Annotated in this window: 17 protein-coding genes and 1 tRNA gene; 6 read left to right on the top strand and 12 right to left on the bottom strand. The window is 62.7% G+C overall.

Features of this window, described 5'->3' with window-relative positions; all coding sequences use genetic code 11:
- Window positions 1-3: 3 nt before the first annotated feature.
- The 6 genes from ACX80C_RS18055 to ACX80C_RS18030 are packed head-to-tail and all read right to left on the bottom strand — an operon-like array spanning window position 4 to window position 7,367.
- A complete protein-coding gene (locus ACX80C_RS18055) occupies window positions 4-1,752 on the bottom strand; it encodes a protein kinase domain-containing protein (protein ID WP_459327844.1) in 1,749 nt (582 codons plus the stop codon).
- Window positions 1,749-3,191, bottom strand: coding sequence for a peptidoglycan D,D-transpeptidase FtsI family protein (locus tag ACX80C_RS18050; protein ID WP_459327843.1), 1,443 nt, complete (start codon window positions 3,189-3,191; stop codon window positions 1,749-1,751). The genes ACX80C_RS18055 and ACX80C_RS18050 overlap by 4 nt, the downstream gene beginning before the upstream one ends.
- Window positions 3,188-4,600, bottom strand: coding sequence for an FtsW/RodA/SpoVE family cell cycle protein (locus tag ACX80C_RS18045; RefSeq protein WP_459327842.1), 1,413 nt, complete (start codon window positions 4,598-4,600; stop codon window positions 3,188-3,190). Before ACX80C_RS18045 ends, ACX80C_RS18050 begins: the two co-directional genes overlap by 4 nt.
- A complete protein-coding gene (locus ACX80C_RS18040; protein WP_459327841.1) occupies window positions 4,597-6,159 on the bottom strand; it encodes a PP2C family protein-serine/threonine phosphatase in 1,563 nt (520 codons plus the stop codon). The genes ACX80C_RS18045 and ACX80C_RS18040 overlap by 4 nt, the downstream gene beginning before the upstream one ends.
- Before the next feature lie 3 nt (window positions 6,160-6,162).
- Window positions 6,163-6,639 carry an FHA domain-containing protein FhaB/FipA gene (locus ACX80C_RS18035; protein ID WP_459327840.1) on the bottom strand — a complete coding sequence of 159 codons (477 nt, stop codon included), beginning with the start codon at window positions 6,637-6,639 and terminating at the stop codon, window positions 6,163-6,165.
- Entirely contained in the window at window positions 6,636-7,367 is a 732-nt protein-coding gene (locus tag ACX80C_RS18030) for an FhaA domain-containing protein (protein ID WP_167995507.1), read from the bottom strand. Before ACX80C_RS18030 ends, ACX80C_RS18035 begins: the two co-directional genes overlap by 4 nt.
- Window positions 7,368-7,642: 275 nt before the next feature.
- Between ACX80C_RS18030 and ACX80C_RS18025 the strand changes: the two genes are divergently transcribed.
- Window positions 7,643-7,725, top strand: a tRNA-Leu gene (locus ACX80C_RS18025).
- A gap of 76 nt (window positions 7,726-7,801) precedes the next feature.
- Here ACX80C_RS18025 and ACX80C_RS18020 read toward each other — a convergent pair.
- From ACX80C_RS18020 to ACX80C_RS18005, 4 genes are all read right to left on the bottom strand, one after another.
- Complete coding sequence (locus ACX80C_RS18020) at window positions 7,802-11,206, bottom strand: error-prone DNA polymerase (protein WP_459327839.1); 3,405 nt, start codon at window positions 11,204-11,206, stop codon at window positions 7,802-7,804.
- Window positions 11,207-11,222: 16 nt separating this feature from the next.
- Window positions 11,223-12,806 carry a DNA polymerase Y family protein gene (locus ACX80C_RS18015; protein ID WP_459327838.1) on the bottom strand — a complete coding sequence of 528 codons (1,584 nt, stop codon included), beginning with the start codon at window positions 12,804-12,806 and terminating at the stop codon, window positions 11,223-11,225.
- Window positions 12,803-13,576, bottom strand: a complete 774-nt coding sequence (locus ACX80C_RS18010) for a hypothetical protein (RefSeq protein WP_459327837.1) — start codon at window positions 13,574-13,576, stop codon at window positions 12,803-12,805. The genes ACX80C_RS18015 and ACX80C_RS18010 overlap by 4 nt, the downstream gene beginning before the upstream one ends.
- A 129-nt stretch (window positions 13,577-13,705) precedes the next feature.
- Complete coding sequence (locus ACX80C_RS18005) at window positions 13,706-14,275, bottom strand: DEAD/DEAH box helicase family protein (protein WP_459327836.1); 570 nt, start codon at window positions 14,273-14,275, stop codon at window positions 13,706-13,708.
- A 39-nt stretch (window positions 14,276-14,314) separates the two neighbouring features.
- Here ACX80C_RS18005 and ACX80C_RS18000 point away from each other — a divergent pair, with 39 nt between their 5' ends.
- From ACX80C_RS18000 to ACX80C_RS17985, 4 genes are all read left to right on the top strand, one after another.
- Complete coding sequence (locus tag ACX80C_RS18000; RefSeq protein WP_459327835.1) at window positions 14,315-15,016, top strand: SOS response-associated peptidase; 702 nt, start codon at window positions 14,315-14,317, stop codon at window positions 15,014-15,016.
- Between the two features lie 55 nt (window positions 15,017-15,071).
- Window positions 15,072-15,347: a type II toxin-antitoxin system Phd/YefM family antitoxin gene (locus tag ACX80C_RS17995; RefSeq protein ID WP_459327834.1), complete on the top strand. Its 276-nt coding sequence runs from the start codon at window positions 15,072-15,074 to the stop codon at window positions 15,345-15,347.
- Between the two features lie 23 nt (window positions 15,348-15,370).
- Window positions 15,371-15,625 carry a type II toxin-antitoxin system RelE family toxin gene (locus ACX80C_RS17990; RefSeq protein ID WP_459327833.1) on the top strand — a complete coding sequence of 85 codons (255 nt, stop codon included), beginning with the start codon at window positions 15,371-15,373 and terminating at the stop codon, window positions 15,623-15,625.
- 71 nt (window positions 15,626-15,696) lie between these two features.
- A complete protein-coding gene (locus ACX80C_RS17985; RefSeq protein ID WP_459327832.1) occupies window positions 15,697-16,854 on the top strand; it encodes a hypothetical protein in 1,158 nt (385 codons plus the stop codon).
- Here ACX80C_RS17985 and ACX80C_RS17980 read toward each other — a convergent pair.
- Complete coding sequence (locus tag ACX80C_RS17980) at window positions 16,851-17,231, bottom strand: DUF5997 family protein (protein ID WP_459327831.1); 381 nt, start codon at window positions 17,229-17,231, stop codon at window positions 16,851-16,853. The genes ACX80C_RS17985 and ACX80C_RS17980 overlap by 4 nt on opposite strands.
- 37 nt (window positions 17,232-17,268) lie before the next feature.
- On the opposite strand from ACX80C_RS17980, the gene ACX80C_RS17975 reads away from it, so the two are divergent.
- Entirely contained in the window at window positions 17,269-17,967 is a 699-nt protein-coding gene (locus ACX80C_RS17975) for a LysR substrate-binding domain-containing protein (protein ID WP_459327830.1), read from the top strand.
- 2 nt (window positions 17,968-17,969) lie between these two features.
- Here ACX80C_RS17975 and ACX80C_RS17970 read toward each other — a convergent pair whose 3' ends face one another.
- Window positions 17,970-19,334: a GH1 family beta-glucosidase gene (locus tag ACX80C_RS17970; protein WP_459327829.1), complete on the bottom strand. Its 1,365-nt coding sequence runs from the start codon at window positions 19,332-19,334 to the stop codon at window positions 17,970-17,972.
- Window positions 19,335-19,375 lie beyond the last annotated feature (41 nt).

Raw genomic sequence — 19,375 nt, 5'->3', positions numbered from 1 at the left:
GAACTAACCACCCTGGCCGGGAGGCGTGCTGCTCTGGCCAGGAGGTGTGGACGGCGGGGTAGTCTCTTCCGGACCCGTTGAGATGACGTACTCGACGACGCTGTTCGGCTCCAGTTCGGTGCCTTCCTGCGGATTGACCGACAAAACCGTGCCTGCTTCTTCCTCAGACGGTTCACTGCCGCTTCGAACAGGGCTGAGCTGCGCCTCCGCGAGGGCCGCCTGGAGCTGCTCCTCAGTGCCTCCGACAAGGCCTGAGGGGACGGCAGTTGTCTCGGGGGCTTCAGCGAAGATCACGGTGATTGCACTGCCAGGAGGCAAGGGACCGACCGGGTTCAAGCTCAGGACCGCACCTGGCGGGGCCTCATCAGTCACCTCGGGCTGCTGACTTACCACGAAGCCGAGGTCAGTCAGTTCTGTCACAACCTGGTCGACGGGCCGCCCCTGATAGGCCACTCCATCGACAATGATTGGTTCGGGAGTGGTTGGCTCTTCGGATGTGGGCTCCGGGGTGGTTTCCTCCTGCGTCGGCGTTTCACTCTCGGAAGTCGTGGCTGAAGTAGCCTGTGTGCTTGTTGCAGGCGGCGTTGACGGGTCCTCATCTCCTGACCCTGCCAGGAGCGGCCCCAGCAGGAACCCGGCTACGGCCAGGGCCGCGATGATCAGGATTACGATCAGCGCAATCAGCCAGGGGCTGCGGCCGCGGGACTCTTCTTCGCGGGGAGGATCGTCGTCGATCTCTTCCTCGGACCACTCGCGTGACGCTGCGACTGCTCCGGCGCCCACTCCTGCACCCGCGACGGCGGGAAGAGCCGATGTGCTGGGTGCCGGAACGGTGCGCGTCGCACTGGTTGGGGTGGAAACAGGCTGGGTCAGAGGGCCGGTGGGACTCCCGAAGAGAAGCATGCCAGGGACGGCTGCCTCGGCTGCCCGAATGTCATTGCGGCGGATCGCGTCAACGGCTTGAGCCAGCAGTTCTGCGTTGGCCGGGCGGTCGGCGGGATCCTTGGCGAGCATTGATGCAATCAGGGCGCGCACCGGCGTCGGAATGGTTTCCGGTAGTGCCGGTGGCGCGTCATTGACCTGAGCCAGGGCGATCGCGATCTGGGACTCCCCGGAGAATGGGCGACGGCCAGCCAAGAGTTCATAACCGATGACGCCGAGCGCGTAGATGTCGCTGGACCCGGTTGCTTGTTGACCGGTTGCCTGTTCGGGCGCGAGGTACTGTGCGGTCCCCATCACTTGGCCGGTGGCCGTCAGGGGAACCTGGTCAGCGAGGCGGGCAATGCCGAAGTCGGTGATCTTCACGCGGCCTTCGGGCATGATCAGCAGGTTACCGGGCTTCACATCGCGGTGAACCAGCCCTTGCTGGTGCGCAACGCTGAGGGCAGTCGCCGTCTGTCCGACGATTGACAGTGTGCGGTCAGGCGAGAGGATCTGCTCGCGTTCGATGATCGTGGAAAGCGGTTGGCCCGGCACCAGTTCCATCACGAGGTACGCGGAGCCGGCCTCCTCGCCATAGTCGAAGACGTTGGCGATGCCCTCGTGGTTGAGGAGGGCGGTGTGGCGGGCTTCTGCGCGGAAACGATTGAGGAAGCCGGGGTCACCCGTATATTCCTCTTTTAGAATCTTTATGGCCACGATGCGGCCGAGCACCTGATCCCGGGCTTTCCAGACCTCGCCCATGCCTCCGATGGCGATGCGATCAGTGAGCTGGAACCTGCCGCCTAACGTGATACCTGAAGTAGGCCTCACCTATTCAACACCGCCTCTATGAGTCTCTTACCGTTTGGACTTGTTAACTGCGCACCCGTGGCGATGTCGACATCCTGCATCACGATTGACACGACTACTTCCGGATCATCCGCTGGAGCGAACCCGGTGAACCATGAATTGTTGCCCTGCTCAGGAACCTCCGCGGTACCCGTCTTGCCGGCTACGTCAACGGCGGGAATAGCGGCGTCGCTTGCGGTTCCATTGTTCACGACGTTCACCATCCACTCCGTGATCTGGTTCGCGTTGTCCGCGCTCAACGACTCACGAAACACTTCCGGCTGTGGTTCCTCGATCACGGATAGATCCGGTGCGCGGACGGCCTTCACCAGGTTCGGTTTCATGAGGACGCCGTCGTTGGCGATGGCCGCGCTCACCATCGCCATCTGCAACGGTGTGATCGCAACACTGAACTGCCCGATGGCGGACTGGGCGAGCTGTGCCTGGTCCATTCCGGTGGGGAACTGGCTGGCTGTGACATTCACTGGAATCTTGAAGTCCTCACCGAATCCGAAATCCTGTGCCTGTTCAAGAACAGCATCCTCGCCGAGGTCCCAGGCGATCTGGGCAAACGGCGTGTTACAGGACTGTTCCAAGGCGAACTCCAGGTCAGCAGTGTCCCTCGCTGCACAGCCTCCGTTCGTGAAGTTCGGCAACCCCACATCGGTGCCCGGTAGATCCAGCACCGCCGGGTTTGGGATGGTGGACTCGGCGTCGAACTGGCCGGACTCCAGCGCCGCGGCAGCGACGACGAGCTTGAAAACCGAACCCGGAGCGACCAGGGACTGGGTTGCGGGATTGAAGTAAATCGACAGATTAGGAACCTGCGACAGTTCCTCAATGTTCTGGATCACGGCGCCCGTATCGTGTGTTGCCAGCAGGTTCGGATCATAAGAAGGTTTGGACGCCATTGCCAGGATGTTCCCGGTGTCCGGTTCCATGACGACAATCGAACCCTGCTGGCCCTCGGGGATCATGTCCCAGGCCATCTGCTGAAGCTGCGGGTCAATCGTCAGTTCAACGGAAGCTCCCTGAGCCTGCGCTCCGGAGAAGAGCCTGGTTACGCGGTCGAGGAACTGGTCGCTGCTCTCACCGGAGAGCGCGGGATTCAATGCTTCTTCGAGCTGGGATGTGCCACCGACCAGGGAGAAATATCCCGTCAGGTGCGCGTACATCTCCGGCTGGTTGTACACGCGCTGGTAGTTGAACTGGTCATCAGATGGGACTGATTCAGCGATAGGGCGCCCATCTACGAGGATGGCGCCGCGGTTCTTTCCATAGTCCTCAAGGATTTCCCGGGTGTTCCAGTCGTTGCCCTCCAGTGCCCGGGCTTCGAAGAACTGAACAAAGGTGAGCGAACCCAGGACCAGAGCGAACATGCTGATGGCGACGATCCAGGAACGGCGGATGGCCTGATTCACGCGCTGACCTCCCGGGTGTTGTCTGTCGCAGGTGAGTTACGGTTCTGCTTGCCCTCCGGGAACGTCTCCCGCACGGGCCCCTTGACCGCGGGCCTGCGGGCGGTTTCTGAGATAAGCAGGAGCAGGGCGACGATGATCCAGTTCGCCAGCAGAGACGATCCGCCTGCGGACATGAACGGCGTGGTCAGTCCGGTCAGCGGAATGAGACGCGTGACGCCCCCGATCACCACGAAGCACTGCAGCGCGATGGTGAAGGAAAGCCCGCAAGCTAACAACTTGCCGAAGCCGTCACGGGTTCCCAGCGCAGCTCGGAAACCGCGGGATACAAGCAGGACGTAGAGCAGGATGATCGCGAAGAGGCCCACCAGTCCCAATTCTTCTCCGAGGGCCGCGATGATCATGTCGCTGTTCGCGTAGGTCACGAGGTCCGGCCTGCCTTCGCCGAGACCCGTGCCCACCAAACCGCCGTTGGCGAGTCCGAAGAGCCCCTGCACCACTTGTCCGCTGCCGCCGGGATTTCGGTTGAAGACCTCCGGGTCGAACGCGTTGATCCAGCTGTCAATGCGCAGGGCGACGTGGCTGAAGAGCTGAAGAGCCACAAACCCACCCACCGCGATCATGGCCAGCCCGATCAGGACCCAGCTGAAACGGGACGTGGCTACATAAATCATCGCCATGAAGAGACCGAAGAAGAGGATTGAGGATCCGAGGTCGCGCTGGAAGATCAGCACGCCGATGCTGACCAGCCAGGCCGCGACCATCGGCGCGAGGTCGCGGAACCGGGGAAACTGCAGCGGCCCGAGCTTCTTCCCGGCCAGGAGAATGAGGTCGCGGTTGGTCGATAGATAGCCAGCGAAGAATATAGCCAGCGTAATCTTGGCTATCTCGCCGGGCTGGAAGGTTCCGAAGCCGACGCTGATCCAGATGCGCGCGCCGTTAATCTCGAGACCCAGCGGTGTCAAAGGGAGAAGGAGCAGTACCGCGCTGACAATCAGCGAGATATAGGTGAACCGACGAAGGATTCGGTGGTCCTTGAAGATGATCAGCGTTGCAATCGAAGCCGCCATCGCCACCGTTGTCCAGAGGAACTGGGCTGGTGCAACCGGATCGACGTCCGCCGGCAGCGACAGGTCCAGACGGTAGATCATCGCCAGCCCGATACCGTTTAGCGCGATGACGATCGGGAGTATTACTGGGTCGGCATATTTGGCGCGGAAGCGCAGTACCAAGTGGAAAATCAGCGCGAGAGCGGCAAGGGTTCCGCTCTGAAGCCAGAAGGCGGAGTCGAAGGGGTTTTCCTTCTCCAGGCCTACAATCCAGTTGGCTCCCACGGCAACGGCCAGTGCCACCACGAGCAGGAGTGCTTCGACGTTGCGCCGGGGCTTGGGAACTGTCAGGACATCACTCATTGCGCTCTCCCTCCGCACAGGGCGGGATCGCCCGGATCACCTTCCGCGCTTGCTGACGCACTCGCGTTCGGTTCGGCGGACGGACTAGCCGTTTCGGATTCGTCAGGGCTGGGACTGGGGCTTGGCTCGGCGGTTCCCGAGTTCTCTTCCCCCGTTGGTGTCGGGCTTGCAGAAGGACTTGGATTGTCAGCAGGTGGACATGGAATGGCTCGAAGAGACTGACGCAAGTCAGCGACGATGTCCTGCGCATGGGCCAGATCCCGGGCAGCGAGGGTGTTTTCGAGCCGGTTGCGTTGGAACTCCGGCAGGCTCGCCACCGGAATGTCTGTGGTTTCATCCACGTGACTGAGGGGGATCGGTCCCAGAGTTTGGGCGACACCGTTGAAAATGGCCACGTTGCTCTCATAGGTGGCTACGTAGTAGCGGGTTTGCGTCCACGTGTAGCCAAACCAGAGAACACCTGCCAGCATGAGCGCCAGCACACTCAACGCGGCAGGCAGGAGCCAGCGGCGTCGGCGGGGCTTCGAATCGTCGTCGTTCTCGTCGTCGTCATTGCCGTCGTCCGACGGCGCCTTATGAGTCAGCATCATCGCCGCACGGCGTTCGGTGGAACGCTGCGTGACGATCGGGATCTGGCCGGTCTCAGTCGCGAGGGCTGCGGAGCCCACCAGGGTGTGCGGCCGCGAGGACAGGTCTTCGCGGATGACGTCGGCGCGGATCGCTGCACCCGGCAGCTGGTCCTCCCCAGCCGCCGGAGCATCGCTGTCTTTCTCACCTGCAGCTTGTCGGGCGGGCGGTAGCGCGGTGAGCGCCGCGGTGCGGAGATCCTCAGGGGAGGCGGTGTCGACGTCGACGACGACGATGGTCACGTTGTCGGGCGACCCACCCGCCAGGGTCAACTCGACGAGCGTGTCCACACACGCGGTCCGGTCCGGGGTTTCACGGATGACGCGTTCGACGGTGGCATCGTTCAGAACCGCGTTCAATCCGTCGGAACAGAGCAGCCACCGCTCACCGGGCGCGGCATCGTAGGTGTTCAGGTCCAGTTCGGGGCTGGCATCCACGTCGCCGAGGACGCGCATCAGCACGTTCTTGTGCGGGTGGATGTCTGCTTCCTCGGGCTTCAGCCGACCTTCTTCGATGAGCCGCTGCACGAAGGTGTGATCCACGCTGATCTGCTCGAAGACATCGTCCTTCAGGCGGTACGCCCGGGAATCACCGATGTGCGCGAAGGAGATCTGCTCGTCGCTCAGGAGCATGGCGGTAACGGTGGTCCCCATGCCGGCCAGCTGCGGATTGGTGCTGACCAGTTCCGAGAGAAGCGAGTTGGCGGTCTGGATCTCGTCGGCAAGCTGGGTGCCGGCGTCGTCGTCGTAATCCTTGCGGTCCAGATGGACCAGATCCAGCACGGTTGAGGCGGAGGCGACATTTCCGCCCGCGTGGCCGCCCATCCCGTCGGCTACGACGGCGAGATAGCGGCCCGCGTAGGCGGAATCGTCATTCTTCGAACGGACCATCCCCACATCGGAGCGGGCCGCGAAACGAAAGACCAAGGCCATGGACTACGGCCTCAATTCAATGACCGTCTTACCGATCCGAACGGGGATGCCCGGCTCCACCGGAAGGGCTCGGGTTAGCTGATTACCGCCGAGGAATGTTCCATTTGTGGAACCGAGGTCTTCGATGAACCAGCGGCTTCCCTGCGGGAACAGGCGTGCGTGACGGCCGGAGGCGTAGTCGTCCTCCAGAACGAGTGTGGCTTCCTGTGCGCGGCCCAGAAGGATGGGGCTGGATGCTAGCTCAAGCGTGGTGCCGGAGAGGGGGCCTTCGGTGACGACCAGCGAGTGGGCCTGCGGACGTGAGGGGGCGTCCTCTACCAGTTCGGGGTTTCTGCGGGCTTCACGGGCCGTAGGCGTTCCGGTCTGGTTGCGCCGGCCCACCACGAGATCCCGGCGGAGTGCGCTCACAACACTGAGTACCAGGACCCAGATCAGGAGCAGAAAGCCGTATCTCAGGAGCGTTTCGGTCAGTTCACTCATACCTGGCGGCCACCGTTCTGCACGGGAACAAGTCGGAAGGTCATTTTGGTGCGCCCCATTGTTATGACGGAGCCGTCTGTCAGCTCCGCCTCGCCCTGGACGCGCTGGCCGTTCACGTAGCTGCCGTTGGTGGAGCCGAGGTCCACCGCGCGGGCTGTGCCGGAACCGGTGCGGATTTCGAGGTGGCGGCGCGACACCCCCGTGTCGTCGATGAGAATGTCTGCTTCGGAGGAGCGGCCAAGCACCACTGTGCCGGCGTTGAGGGAGTAGCGCTGGCCGTCCAGCTCGAGGATCGGCTGGTAGCGGGTGGGCTGGCGGTTGGGTGCGCTGGGTGCAGCCGGGCGGCGCGGTCCGGATTGTTTCTCGGTGGCGGAGTCGATCTCGAAGTTTCCGGGCTTGAGGTCGGAGTCGCGGGTGAAGGACACCTTCACCGGGCCCTGCAGAGTGTAGTTCTGACTGTTGACGTGCTTAATGACGACGTCGCACAGTTCCTCGGCGAGGGTGGCGCCCCACTCCTGTGCGAGGGCGAAGTCAGGGTCGGAAAGCCTCGCGGTGAACACGTTGGGAGCGAGGGTGCGTCCCTGGGCGAGGGTCATCGACTTGTTGTCGAGCTCCCGACGAAGGGCGCTGGCGATCTCAACGGGTTGAACCTGGGAGCGGGAACCGGTGGAGAAGGCACCCCGAACCATCTTCTCGAGTCCGCGCTCGACGTTATCCAGTAAGCCCATGTTCAACCTCCTCACCTGCGCATTTGTCCTGCGAATCGTGCCCACGCTGAAAGGCGCGGGGGCATGCTGGATTGCTGCTCTCTTGGTTCGATACTACTTGGGCGTCCCCTAAATGGCCTTAACCGCCGGTTCCGTCCACCGATAACTGACAACGATTCTGATCTCCCTTGAGTTGCGTTTGGTGCTCCACCTCACGTCGAATCCTCCGCGTTTAGGTGTTTTCAGCGGGCCTCCGTTATGCTTGTTTCTGCTGTTCTTAGGAATATTTCTTACACGCGCGAGTGGCGGAACGGCAGACGCGCTGGCTTCAGGTGCCAGTATCCGAAAGGGTGTGGGGGTTCAAATCCCCCCTCGCGCACATTTTATTGAAGCGTCCCGGTCATGTGACCGGGACGCTTCTGTTTTTGGGTCGAATCCGATTCGGGGGCCCTGGATCAACGGAAGTCCCGGGATTTGGTTGCCGCCTTCAACCGGAGAACCTCGAATTTGTCCGCCACGAGATTCACCACTCCTTCCTTGGACCGCTCCAGCACACCGCGAACCAGTACGCTGCTCGCTTCCCTGGCTATCCTTCGGTACCGCTGCCACACCCCCACGGAACAGATGACGTTCACCAGCCCGGTTTCGTCCTCAAGGTTCATGAAGGTGATCCCGCTGGCGGTGGCCGGCCGTTGCCGGTGGGTCACTACCCCGCCCACCTCGACCCGCCGCCCCGATTCGGCGTGGTGGAGGTCCGCGGCGCTCAGTGCGCCCCGGCGTCGTAATGTCGGGCGGACGTGGCGCACCGGGTGATCATCGGTGGTTATGCCGGTTGACCACAGGTCTGCCGCAACGCGGTCGACGTCGGTGAGGTCCGGAAACAGGGGCGGCTGGATGTAGACGGTGGTTCCCTTGATTTGACCCTCACGCTCGGTGGAGGCCGGCCCGGCATTCCATAGCGCTTCACGCTGGGACAGTCCCATTGAGTCGAAGGCCCCGGCTGCGGCCAGCGCTTCAAGGTGGTTGGAGTTCAGTTCTGTGCGGCGGGCCAGGTCGCCCATGCTTTCGAACGGGCCGTTGGCATCACGTTCCTCAACGATGGTTTTTGCGAGCTTCTTGCCGATCGACTGCACGCTGTCCAGGCCTAACCGGACCGCGAAGTTGCCGTCCCGGCGGTGAGCGTCCGAGTCGAAGGGGACACTGCGATCGAACATGCCTACCGGCGGCTGCTCGTAGTTCAGGCAGGCGGCTGAGCCGGTGGGGCCGTCGTCGTCGTGCTCCCGCTCAAGGTCCGCGTGAATCCCCGAGAGCAGGATGTCGGGGCGGAGGACGTTCACGCCGTGTCGGCGGGCGTCAGCCACCAGGGTTTGTGGGGAGTAGAAGCCCATGGGCTGTGCCCGCAACAGCGAAGCCAGGAACGCGCCGGGATAGTGCAGCCGTAGCCAGGAACTGGCGTAGACCAGCAGGGCAAAGCTGATCGAATGGCTTTCGGCGAACCCGAAATTCGCGAACGCCTGGATTTTTCGGTAGACGGAATCGGCGACCTCGCCTGTGATGCCGTTCTCTGCCATACCTGCATACAGCTTCTCCCTGAGGCTCTCGATCCGCTCCAGGCCGCGCTTGGAGCCCATGGCGCGGCGAAGTAAATCGGCATCGGCGCCCGAACAGTTTCCTACCACCATGGCCATCTGCATGAGCTGCTCCTGGAACAGCGGTACACCGAGCGTGCGCTTGAGGACCGGCTCAAGTTTGGGGTGCAGGTAACTTTCTTCTTCCTCTCCCAGTTTTCGTTTGATGTACGGGTGAACCGCTCCTCCCTGGATGGGGCCGGGGCGAACCAGCGCCACTTCGATGACAAGGTCGTAGAACCGGCGGGGTTGGAGCCGCGGCAGCATGCCCATCTGGGCGCGGCTCTCCACCTGGAACACCCCTACCGAGTCGGCGAAGCACAGTTGGTCATAAACGCCTTGCTCCTCCTTTGGGATGGTGTGCAGCGTCCACTCCTCACCGAAGTGCTTCTTCACGAGATCGAAGTTGTATTGGATTGCCGCCATGATGCCGAGGCCCAGCAGATCGAACTTGACCAGACCCATCCATGCGCAGTCGTCCTTGTCCCACTGCAGGACGGTGCGCCCCTCCATGCGGCCGTGCTCAATAGGGCAGACCTCACCGATGGGCCGGTCGGTGAGGACCATCCCGCCCGAGTGGATTCCCATATGCCGCGGAAATTTCAGCACTTCCTGTGCGAGCTCGACCACGGGTTCGGGTATGTCGTGGTCATCACTGGACACCAGCGCACCCCACCGTTCCACCTGCCGGGACCAGGCATCCTGCTGACCGGGACTGTGACCGAGCGCCTTGGCCATGTCCCGCACCGCGAATTTGGGCCGGTAGGTGATGACGTTGGCTACCTGGGCTGCGTTGAACCGCCCGTACTTCTTATAGACGTACTGGATCACTTCTTCGCGGCGGTCGGAATCGAAGTCGACGTCGATGTCCGGCTCCTCATCCCGCAGGCTGGAAAGGAAGCGCTCAAAAGGGAGTTCATACAGGATGGAATCGACGGCGGTGATCCCCAGCAGGTAGCAGACCGCGGAGTTCGCAGCTGAACCGCGTCCCTGGCACAGGATGCCCTTGCTGCGTGCGAACCGAACCAGGTCATGGACAATGAGGAAGTAGCCCGGGAAGTCCTTCTCCGCGATGACCTTGAGCTCTTTCTCGATGCGCTCGCGTACGTCGTCACGTCCGGCATAAAACTTCGCGGCCCCCTCCCACACGAGTTTCCGCAGCCAGCTCATCTGGGTGTGACCCTCCGGCAGGTCAAGCTTGGGAAGCCCGGGTTTCACGCTGCTGAGCGTGAACGCCAGCTCATCAGCCAGTTCGACCGTCCGCTCCACCGCCCCAGGGTAGGCGGCAAAACGTGCAGTCATCTCCGCCCCGCTGCGCAGGTGTGCCGACCCTGACGCCGGCAGCCACCCATTCATCTCATCCAGCGACCTGCGCGCACGAACCGCAGCCAACGCCGTGGCCAGCCTGTGCTGCTGCGGGACGGCGTAATGCACGTTGTTGGTGGCCACAGTGGGGAGTTCCAGCCGGGCAGCGATGTCCGCCAGGGCGTCGTTATGCGCGCTGTCCAGCGGATTGCCGTGATCGTAGAGTTCGACGACGACGTTGCCCGCACCGAACAGGTCCACCAGCCGCCGGGCTTCCCGCTCAGCTTCCCGAACGCCTTCATTCACAAGCGCATGCCGCACTGTTCCTTTGCGGCACCCGGTGAGGATCATCCAGTGGTTCTCCGCTTTGCCGGCAAGTTCGGTGAGGTTGTAGCGGGGCTTGCCCTTCTCGGCGTCGGGCTTTACCTGGGCTTTCGTAATTGCGGCGGCGAGCCGGTGGTACCCCTCGGCGCCACGGGCCAGGATGAGCAGGTGCCTGCCTTCAGGGTCCGGTTCCCCGTTCTGTGGTTTATTCAGTTCCAGGGACAGTTCGGCGCCGTAGATGGTGGAGAGCCCGGGATATTTCTCTGCGGCTTCAGCGAGATGGACGATCCCGTACAGGCCATCATGATCCGTCAAAGCCAGCCCGTGCAGGCGGAGGCGGTGGGCTTCCTCAACCAATTGTTCCGGACTGGCGGCGCCGTCAAGGAAGCTGAAGTTCGAATGCACGTGCAGTTCCGCGTACGGAACCACTGGTCCGCTGGGTGGGGGTGCGGGTTGCTGGGGCGGGAGGTAGGGGTGCCGTTTGAGGGACCATGCGGGGCTGTCGCCGCCGTCGGCCCCCAGCGGAGGGGCGCCAGGACGACGCCGGTCGGAGAGCGTCCGCTCAAACTCCGACCAGGGAATCGGGGGATTGTTGAAACCCATTCAGGGTCTCCGACCTTCAGTCATAACTGGCCTCCGCCCACCAGCGGTGGTCTTCAAGGAGAAGCAACCAGGCGGTCCCGGATTCATCCACCATCTGGAAGCGGTTGAGGGTTCGGCCGGAGGAGTCCCACCACCGTTCGGTGATTGGCCACGGCCCGGCCCAGGAAGAGACTCTCATCCGGGTTGAAGGGGGAGACGAAAGCAGGGCAGGGACCGCTGTCAGTAGCCCCCGTTCATTAACATCCACGTTGTTTCCTGCATGATCCAACACGAGGACGGGACGGGGTTCGTCGAAGACCGTGGCTGGAACAGGGCCTGGAAGGTTGCCTGGCCACGGGAGTTCACGGCTTTTGGCCACCGCTTTGATAGGCGGATCACCCCAGGGAATGTAGACCCGCCTGTCCGTGAGCATGCGTCCACCCGCCACCATGGCGGTCAGCACTGCACCGTGACCCAGCATGCTCTGGACCCGGGCAAGGCCGTGATGAATGTTTGCGTCCGGCCCGGTGCCCCACAGCCCGTCTGCGTGGTCGCTGAGATCCTCCACCGTGTCCGGCACTATCTGAACCCTGCTGATCCCCGAACTCAGTCCGTGTTCAATATTCCCGCTGCCCTGCAGTTGCCAGCGCACGCGATCCAGTGCGTCCTCGGCGTCGAACCAGCGGGGATGCTGCCAGCGCCGCTCCGACTCCTCCCCCGATTCCGACTGCAACCGGACCACCAGGGAAGTACACACCAGTCCCGCGTCCCGCAGCCGGTCCACGAACCTTTCGGCTGACAGTCGCAGGGTGAAGGTCAGCTCATCAATGCGTGTGAGCGGAGGTTCACAGTGCACGACGACGTCGAGCTCGGCAGGCGGTTTTCTTTCCACCACGCTGTGGTGGTCAACCCCGCTTGCCTTGAGATGGGCAACGGCACCTTCTATCCCGAACCTGTTGCGCACGTCGGCTCGGGTGAGCGTTGCGAAATCGCCCAGTGTGCGGATTCCGAGGCGTCGCAGCAGCACTGCAAGGGTTGGCTCCTCCAAAACCTCCAACGGAAAGCTGGACAGGAACGCGGCCGACTCCCCGGGCGGAATGATCCATACAGGGTCAGCGCCGGAATCTTCCAGGAACTGGGTTGCCCTCGCTGCGTGCTCAGCAGCAAAGGGGCTGTCTGCCACCCCGATCCGGGCGGCGGTGAGACCGATTGCCGCTAGCGCTTTCAGAAGGACAGCTGCGGCGTGGTCCTCACTCCCGTAGTAGCGGGCCGGCCCTTTGGCGTGCAGGGCACACAGGCCGGGACGCACCAACTGCACCCCGGGCATAATCTTTTCCAATGCGGCAATGACGGGTTCGAAGGCTCTCGCATCGAGGGCCGGATCATAGGGAAGGACGGCGAGGGTGGTGCACCGGGCCTGGGCTTCCCGGACACGCAGCCCCCGCTTGACGCCCTGCTCCCGCGCAGAGGGCGAACAGGCAAACACTTCGCCCTTCTCTATCAGCGCCACCGGGTGCTCAGCGGGGAGATTGTGTTCACGCAGTGCCGCAGTAATAGGCCAGTCAGGGCACCAGAGCACCATGGTGCGGGTAGTTGTTGGGGTTGCCGTCCGGGACCTCATGACGCATGGGCCGTTTCGGAAAAGAACTCCTGCTGCACTGGTTTTACCGGCACTGTGCCGACAGGTTCCGTCCACGGTCCGTGTTGAAGGTCCGGAAGCCACAAATCCGCGGTGCGGGAGCGTCCTGTGGAAGCATGCGCCGTGATTCTCATCCGACGGCTTCGAAGGTGTCCCGTTCCCGAACCCAAACCTTGCCAGTTGCTTCCGGTCACGCTGAGTGTGGCTTCGCTTTGGGGCCAGGGCCCCATGGTTACCAAGGCGGCACCCCGCTGCCGCAGGCGTGCCATGAGACGGGACGCGTCCGACGGCGTGACGTGTTCGGGTGCACGGGTGAGGATGATTGACACCACATCCACCATTGCAGCGGTGACGGTGAGCCACTGATCTCCGGGCTGCGGTACCAGCACCAGTTTGTCCAGCGCTATACCGAAACCTGCTGCAGCTTCCACGCTGAAGGCGGGCATGCCAACTACGCTGCACCAGGCGCCGGCGCCCGACGGCCCCGCCAACAGAGCCATTGCCAGTGTGGTGGAGTTACTGACCGAATAGGCTGCCCCCGCCTGCAGTCCGCCGCCCGGAAGGATTCCTGCCAACACGGGAACGGTAGGCAACCGCCTCGATGAGAGCCGGCTGCTCTGCATGGAGTTGATTTTGGACTGCAGTTCCGCCTTGAGCCGGGTTTTATGGTCCACGGCAGACAGCACCCGATCGGCGCGCGGCGGGTGTTGACCCGCGGACGACTCAAGAGGGACGGCTGCTGTTGAACTCACACTTAATATTCGAACTCATGTTCGATTAAGTCAATCGGCTATTGGCGGCTGTGGAGGAGGGGTTGTTCTGCCCCAAAAGGAGGGCCAAGCCGGCTTTCCCTGAAGGCACTCTTTGAACAGAACCTCCAGTCACAGATCCACTGAGATGGCGACCAGTTGCGCCACCTCAGTGGGGTTCAAGTAGTCCGTATCTATCGTCTTATCCGCCGGAGTTGATTGCGCCGACTCATATCGTGCTTCGAAGAACTCGTTGATTTGCGGGCGATTCAGATCCTGAGTGAATCGCGTACGCCAGTTCTCAGGCTGTGCCCGAAGCTGGACCGACACAACTTCCACTCCTTTGGGAGCAAGGGAAGCGACCAGGGTGTGAAAATCGGAACTCTGGAACACCCAGGTCACTATCAAGACATCGATTTTGGCTGCAACGGAATGTGCGAAGACTGCCCGGAGATTTTCCTGGACCATCGTTCTCATCTGGTCATCCACCCGCCACGGTTGGTGCAGCCATAAACTGTCGACATCAACCCACTGCACCAGTTTTGAACCGTCGGTTGCCTGTTGAAGCAGAGCGCGGGCGACAGCTGATTTCCCTATCCCCGGCGCTCCTCCCAGCATCACCAGTCGCGTCATTGAACGAGTCCGGTCTTGCCAGAAGGCGGCGTTTGCGGAAAGTTGCTCTTGATCGAGTACATGGGTCAATCCTAGGTTTCTGAGCAGAACACGGAGTAGTTTGTCCACATGTGCGGACGCTTTGTAGTGGCAGGTTCGAATAAGGATCTGGTGGATCTTTTCGACGTCGATACGGTGGCTGACGACCTGCCGAAACCCTCTTGGAACATCAGTCCAACCGACCCGGTTCGCGTGATCCTCGAATCGCTGAAAGACGACCACGCCACCCGCCGCATGGAAGCAGCGCGATGGTGGCTCACGCCGTCGTTCTCCAAAGAACTCAAGACAAAAGCGCCCACCTTCAACGCCCGGGCAGAAACCGTGGGGAGCAAGCCCACGTTCAAGCCTTCGCTCGAGGGTCGGCGCGCGCTGATCCCGGCCAGCGGCTACTACGAGTGGCGCACCGAAGGGAAAACCAAGATCCCGTTCTACATCCATTTGCCCGGTGAACCGGTGGTGTTCGCGGGACTTTATGCGTGGTGGCGCAACCGGGAACTACCGAATGACCACCCCGAACGGTGGGTTTTGTCCTCCACCATCCTGACGCGGGAAGCGGTCGGGGGAGTGGCAGAAATCCACGATCGCACGCCGGTGACCCTGCCGAGGGATTTCTGGAATGAGTGGCTGAACCCGCGGACCAAGGGCACCCAGGAGCTTGCCGATGAGGCGGTTGCCGCGGCTACTCCGGTGGCGGAGCGGCTGCAGTTCCACGAGGTAAGGCCGGTCCGTGAAGACAGCCCGCTGCTGATTGAACCGCTGAATCCGGCGTAACCATAGGCTAAAAGCCAGGCTATCCATAGGCCTGAATCCGGGCTAAATGGAGCATATGAAAACTGTGCCCCTTAGCGAAGCAAAGGATAAACTTTCCGCTCTTGTCGAAGAGGCGGACAAGACGCACGAGATCATTCAGATCACCCGTCATGGGCATCCAGCCGCTGTGCTCATGTCCGCTGATGATCTGGAATCGCTCCAGGAGACAATCCACTGGCTCTCACAGCTAGGTATCCGCGAAGATTTGGAGCAATCCAAGCGGGACATTCAGGAAGGCAATACGGTTAGCGGTGATGACATCCGCCGTGAATTCAGGCTGCCGCCGAGGTGACTTCAGGACAACCTTCATGGAGGGTGGAAATCACCGGCCCCGCATTGAAAGGGTTCCGTCGTCTGCCTGAGAAAGCAGCAACCGCGATCGTCGAATTCGTCATCGGCGCTCTAGCCGAAAATCCTCAGCGGCTCAGCAAACCCCTGACCAACGAAGTGCTGGGCTTTCACAGCGCGCGCCGTGGGGACTACCGGGTGCTATTCACGCTCGATGTCGACGACCATGTTTTGTACGTTCACCGCATCGAGCACCGCTCCGACGTCTACAAGCCACACTGAACCCGGCGTAGGCGGGGTTTCTCCACCCCCGGGCTGATGCTCGACGAGCAAACGCCTGATGAACTGGGTTGATGCGTAACCCACCGATCATCCCTGTTGCTGCGGCATGCGTGATTTCGGCCTTGGGCTATGCCATGTACATCTTCGGATCCCCGGTAGCCGGCGAACGTTTCATCCTCGTGCTGCCGCCGGTGCTCATCGCGGCAGCGGTGGCGGTGATTCTGTCCCGCTCCTCGAACACGCGGGCGCTGCCGTGGATTTTCGTTGGGTTGGTAGCCCTCAGCGCGGTGTCAGTTCAGCTGTTCGGAGCCGGTTTCTCGGCAGGGATGGACGCCGCCGACGCCGGCCGCCAAGCCGGGCCGTTGGCAAACCTCGCGCTTCCCATCGGTGTGGCAGGCATCCTGACCGGCGGCGCTTCGGCGGGGCTGCTTCTTGGGCTGACCCTGTTACGTAGACGCCCGACGGTGCAGCGCATCATTCTGGCGGCGCTCGCGGGCCTGCTCCTGGCCGTCCCGCTGTTCGTCCTGCAGTTCAACCCGATGCACGCCGTGATTCTCAGCTTCGTGGTGCTGCTGGTACTGGTCCTCCCCAGGACGCGGTCGAAACCCGGAACGCAGTCGAAACCCGGAACGCAGTCGAAACCCGGAACGCTGCCGCAGGACCAGCAACACCATGCCGTTGCACAACCCGTAAGTCTCCAGAGCCTGCGCGTACTCGGCGCGTTGGCGCTTGTGATTCTTCTGGCTGTGTGGGGTGCTGGTGCGTGGGTTGGTTTCCGTGAAATGGGCAGACTAGAAGCGACGACGGCGATGGGTATCGCAGCGGGCGCCGCAACGTTCGCGGCTCTTCCGCTGGTTCGTGCTACGGCCTTGATTGGTCAGGCGAGGACGTCGCGACGTCGGTGGGTCACGGCGTCCTTCCTGCCGCTGGCTGGCATAACGGGGGCGACAATCATCCAGCTCATCGGATACAGCCCCGACGGGTCCGGACTCTTCACGGCCGCCGGCATCGCGGGAGTCAGCGTAGGCGTATGGCTGGCCATCGCAATAGATTCGTCAGCTGCGATGCCACACGTACGAATTGCGGTGGCCCTTGCGCTGACGATCGGCGGAACTGTGGTGTGGTTCTCTACGGTGCCGACGACCGGAGGAATACTGCTGGTAGTGCCTGCGCTTCTCCTGATTTTCAGGAGCAGGCGGTTCAGCCGCCCGGCAGTAGTGGCCAGCTAGCGCGTAGCCCGCCGGGCTTCCTTGGCGCGCATCTCCTCGGCCCGCACGCGCGCCATGGTGGCGCGCTCCGCAACCAGCCACTCCGGCGGGGACTGCAGCAGCTCGGTGATTTCCGCCGTCGTTAGTGGTTCAGTGATGCTGCCGCGGGATAGTCCGCTGATCGAGACACCCAACTTCTGCGCCACAACCGGACGGGGATGGGGGCCGGTGCGGCGCAGCTCGGCGAGCCACTCCGGCGGATTCTCCTGGAGCACGTTGAAATCGCCCCGCGTGATGTCGGTGTCCTGGAACTCCTGCGGCGTCGCAGGCAGGTAAACGCCGAGCTTCTTCGCGGCGGTGGCCGGCTTCATGGTCTGTGGGGACTTCGCGGGGGTCATTCATTCAGGGTAACGCCGACTGGGCTACTGTGAAGACGTGCCCCCGACCCAGCCTGCCGCCCTCCACATCGGCTTCGTGCCAGGTGTGACGCCGGGAAAGTGGGTGGGGCGCTGGCGTGAGCGGAACCCGGATCACCCCATCGAAGCCACCGAGTACGACGACGGCGGGCTGGCCGCCGCGCTCCGCGACGGTTCGGTGGACATCGCCTTCGTGCGTCTCCCCATCGACCGGGATGCCCTCAGCGTCATCCCGTTGTACGAGGAACTGGCGGTTGTGGTCGTATTCAAGGAGAACGAGCTGTCCCTGCTTAACGAGGTGCCGCTCCCCGAGTTGGCTGACGAGTTGCTCCTCGACGTGCGGGAATGCGGAGGCGCGCGGTTGGCCGTGGAGATTGTGGCGTCGGGAGCCGGCGTCGTCGTGCTTCCGATGTCCGTTGCCCGCCACTTCAACCGGCGCGACGTCGTGGCCCGGGTTGTGCCCGATGCTCCGACCACCACCATCGCCGTCAGCTGGATTGCCGATAACACCACCGACGAGATCGAGGAGTTCATCGGCATAGTGCGCGGCAGGACGGCGCGCAGTTCACGGCAGCCATCCGCTCAGCAGGATGCCCCGAAGAAGAAGCCGGCAAAAGGGACACAGAAGGCTAAGCAGACGGGCAAGGACCAGCGGCGCAAGCCGGGTTCCACGAAAGGCGGCCCACCCGCGAAGGGCCGCGGGCGTCGTCGTCGTTAGCGTCAGGACACTTCGACGGCAAGCGGGGCAGCGGCTCCGGATAAATGCTGGGCGATAATCTCTGCGTACCGGTGGAACGACGCCCGGGGAACCCGGTCGAGGGTTGACGGTTCCATCCGGATCAGCCCGAACTTCTTCGTATAGCCCTCCTGCCATTCCCAGTTGTCCACGAGCGTCCAGTGGAAGTAACCGCGAACGTCGACGCCGTCGGCAACCGCATCCCCGATCGCCGCCAGATGCTGCTCCAGGAACTCGATCCTGCGCGTGTCTTCAATGTCGCCGCCCGGGCCGTCGTCGTAGGCGCAACCGTTCTCGGTGATGTAGATCGGCGGGATGTTGGGGTACTGCTCCTTGAGCTGCTTCAGGATGGTGGTGAGGCCGCTGGGAATGACCGGCCAGTCGAAATCCGTCTTCGGCACGTCCGGGTAGTCACGCGGCATAAATGGAACGGGAAACAGCGGTGGCGCGGCACCGATTTTCGTGGGGAAGTAGTAGTTGATGCCGTAGAAATCCAGGGGAGTGGAGATGATGTCCATGTCGCCGTCCTGGATCACCTCGAAGGACATCCCCTCGATCTCCGCGAGGTCAGCCGGGTACTCACCCGTCAGCAGCGGGCCCGCGAACTGCCCGTTGTGGTAGTGGTCGTAGAGGAGGGCGAGGTTGCGGTCCTTCTCGGAATCGCTGGCCGGTTCCACGGGGGAATGGTTATTGACGACGCCGATCGGCACGTCCAGCGTCTCGCGCAGCACCCGCACGGCCCGGCCATGGGCCAGCAGCAGGTGATGGCCCACCGAGAACGCGCTTCCCAACAGCATGAGCCCGGGCGCTGCCCGGCCGATCGCGTGGCCGATGCCCGTGTGCACCACCGGCTCGTTGACCGTCATCCACGCCGCAACCTTGCTCCCGAACTCGTCACGGATGATGCGCGTGTAGTTGGCGAACGCGTCGATGGTGTCCCGGTTCTGCCACCCGCCCGCGTCCTGCAGCGCTAGCGGTAAATCCCAGTGGTAGAGGGTGACCCACGGCTGAATGCCGCGTTCCAGCAGCGCGTCCAGGATCCGGTGGTAGAAGGCGATGCCGTCCGGGTTGGCCGGCCCGCGTCCCGTCGGCTGGATGCGCGGCCACGCAATCGACATGCGGTAGGCCTTGGTGCCCAACCGTTGGAGCAGGTCGAAGTCTTCTTCGTAGCGGTGGTAATGATCGCATGCGATGGCCGGGCTCGAGGCGTCCAGGATGTTCTTGTGCTGGCTCGCGTACTCGTCCCAGATGCTCGGTCCGCGCCCGTCCTCATTGACCGCGCCCTCGATCTGTGCGGCCGCCGTCGACGTTCCAAACACAAATTTCCCGGGCAATCCGAATCCACTCATGCGCACTCCCTGCTGTGATGTCCCTTCACTAAAGGACTCCC

The organism is Arthrobacter tecti (assembly GCF_054511355.1).
The sequence above is the reverse complement of the archived record's forward strand: the minus strand, read 5'-3'. Positions and strand labels throughout refer to the sequence as shown.